Origin of the sequence: Kineococcus gypseus (assembly GCF_050871305.1) — a bacterium.
Classification (GTDB): Bacteria; Actinomycetota; Actinomycetes; order Actinomycetales; family Kineococcaceae; genus Kineococcus; species Kineococcus gypseus.
Window position 1 is genome coordinate 1 of sequence record NZ_JBJLRD010000108.1, and the last position, 2,382, is coordinate 2,382.

At 75.2% G+C, this 2,382-nt stretch carries 3 protein-coding genes; all 3 read right to left on the reverse strand.

Translation table 11 applies throughout. The annotated features are described in order from the left end of the window. Nucleotides 1-125 precede the first annotated feature (125 nt). A complete protein-coding gene (gene rplL, locus ACRYMN_RS20760) occupies nt 126-512 on the reverse strand; it encodes a 50S ribosomal protein L7/L12 (RefSeq protein WP_432499320.1) in 387 nt (128 codons plus the stop codon). Between the two features lie 71 nt (nt 513-583). Next, nucleotides 584-1,147: a 50S ribosomal protein L10 gene (gene rplJ, locus ACRYMN_RS20765; protein WP_432499321.1), complete on the reverse strand. Its 564-nt coding sequence runs from the start codon at nt 1,145-1,147 to the stop codon at nt 584-586. A gap of 350 nt (nt 1,148-1,497) precedes the next feature. Next, nucleotides 1,498-2,214, reverse strand: coding sequence for a 50S ribosomal protein L1 (rplA, locus tag ACRYMN_RS20770; protein ID WP_432499322.1), 717 nt, complete (start codon nt 2,212-2,214; stop codon nt 1,498-1,500). Nucleotides 2,215-2,382 lie beyond the last annotated feature (168 nt).

The following is a 2,382-nucleotide window of genomic DNA, read 5'->3' on the forward strand; positions in this document are numbered from 1 at the left end:
GCCCCCCCCCCCCCCCCCCCCCCCCCCCCCCCCCCCCCCCCCCCCCCCCCCCCCCCCCCCCCCCCCCCCCCCCCCCCCCCCCCCCCCCGGCGGTGCTGCCCCGGGCCCTCAGGCCCGGGTGGTCCTCACTTGAGGGTGACGGTGGCGCCGGCGCCCTCGAGCTGCGCCTTGGCCTTGTCCGCGGTCTCCTTGTTGACCTTCTCGAGGACGGGCTTGGGGGCGCCGTCGACGAGGTCCTTGGCCTCCTTCAGGCCGAGGGAGGTCAGCGCGCGGACCTCCTTGATGACGCCGATCTTCTTGTCGCCGGCGGACTCGAGGATGACGTCGAACTCGGACTGCTCCTCGGCGGCCTCGGCCGGGGCGCCCGGGGCGCCGCCGGCGGCGGCCACGGCCACGGGGGCGGCGGCGGTGACGTCGAAGGTCTCCTCGAACTTCTTCACGAAGTCGGAGAGCTCGATGAGGGTGAGCTCCTTGAACGCGTCGAGCAGCTCGTCGGTGCTGAGCTTCGCCATGGTGGCGGTCCTTCCTGTGTCTGGGGTGGTCCCGCGGACGGCCCGCGGGGCGGGGTCGCGCTGTGCGGTGCTCAGGCGTCCACGGTCTCGGCCGCGGGGGCCTCGACCGGCGCGGGCGAGCCCGCGGCCTGCTTCTCCCGCAGCGCTTCCACGGTGCGGACGGTCTTCGACAGCGGCGCCTGGAACAGCGCCGCGGCCCTGGCCTGGGACGCCTTGAGGACGCCCGCGACCTTCGCGAGGAGCACCTCGCGGGACTCGAGGTCGGCGAGGGCGGTGACGTCGGCGGCGCTGATCGCGCGGCCTTCGAGCACCCCGCCCTTGACGATGAGCTGGGGGTTGGTCCTGGCGAAGTCACGCAGGCCCTTGGCCGCCTCGACCGGGTCACCGGCGACGAAGGCGATCGCGGTGGGGCCGACGAGCTGCCCCTCGAAGGCCGAGACTCCGGCCTCCTTCGCCGCGATGCTGGCGAGCGTGTTCTTCAGGACCGCGTAGGTCGTGTCGGGACCCAGCGTCGTGCGCAGCTGGCTGAGCTGAGCGACGGTCAACCCCCGGTACTCGGTGAGCACCGCGGCGTTGGACTCGTTGAACAGCGTCGTGATCTCCTTCACGGCCGCCGCCTTGTCCGCTCGTGCCATGTGTGCCCTCCTTCCGTGGTCTCGGGGAGCCGGTCGGGCCCCGGACGCGGAAAACGCCCCGGCGCAGGAGCGCGGGGCGTCGGGCCGGTCCTCGCGGGACCGTGCTGAAGCACAAGCTCACCTGCGCAGGTCGCCCGCGTGCGGGACCTTCGGCCACCCCTCCGTGCGGAGCGGTGGCGACCGGCGGTCTTCGGTACGGGACAAGCCTACACGCCGCCGGGGGGTGCTGCCGACGCGCCGGCGGGCGGGAGGGCCCGGGCGCACCGGACCGGGGCGCACCGGGCCCGGGCGCGCCGCGGGGGCGGGGTCCGTGCGGACCCCGCCCCCGTCGACGCTCGCGCGCGGCCGCGTCAGACGGCCGCGCCCTCCTCGGTGAGGTTGCGGGTCAGCGTCGGGTCCACCGGCACGCCGGGGCCCATCGTCGTGGTGACGGTCGCCTTCTTGAGGTAGCGGCCCTTCGACGACGACGGCTTCAGCCGCAGCACCTCGTCCAGGGCGGCGGCGTAGTTCTCCACCAGCTGGGTGTCGCTGAAGGAGGCCTTGCCGATGACGAAGTGCAGGTTGGCGTGCTTGTCGGTGCGGAACTCGATCTTGCCGCCCTTGATCTCGGTGACGGCCTTGGCGACGTCCATGGTCACCGTGCCGGTCTTGGGGTTGGGCATCAGGCCGCGCGGGCCCAGCACCTTGCCCAGGCGACCGACCTTGCCCATGAGGTCGGGGGTGGCCACGGCGGCGTCGAAGTCGAGGCGGCCCTTGGCGACCTCGTCGATCAGCTCGTCGCCGCCGACGATGTCGGCGCCGGCGGCCTCGGCCTGCGCGGCGCGCTCACCCACGGCGAAGACCAGCACGCGGGCGGTCTTGCCGGTGCCGTGCGGCAGGTTGACGGTGCCGCGCACCATCTGGTCGGCCTTGCGGGGGTCCACGCCCAGGCGGAAGGCGACCTCGACGGTGCCGTCGTACTTGGTCAGGGACGTCTCGCGGGCGAGGCGGACGGCCTCGAGCGGGGCGTAGAGGGCGTCGGCGTCGATCTTCTCGACGGCGGCGCGGTAGGCCTTGCTGCGCTTCACTGCTTCTCCTCCGGAGGGGTCGAGGGTCGTGGTCGACGGGGGGCGCGGGGGCGAGCCACGGGGGGGGGGGGGGGGGGGGGGCGGGGGGGGCGGGGGGGGGGGGGGGGGGGGCGGGGGGGCGGGCGCCCGAGCCCGGGGGCGCTGCGGGGCGGTCGGCAGACGACGGAG

Bases quoted from the DNA above. Each gene is read 5' to 3' on its own strand.
- rplL (WP_432499320.1), bottom strand. From the start codon at position 512: ATGGCGAAGCTCAGCACCGACGAGCTGCTCGACGCGTTCAAGGAGCTC.
- rplJ (WP_432499321.1), bottom strand. From the start codon at position 1,147: ATGGCACGAGCGGACAAGGCGGCGGCCGTGAAGGAGATCACGACGCTG.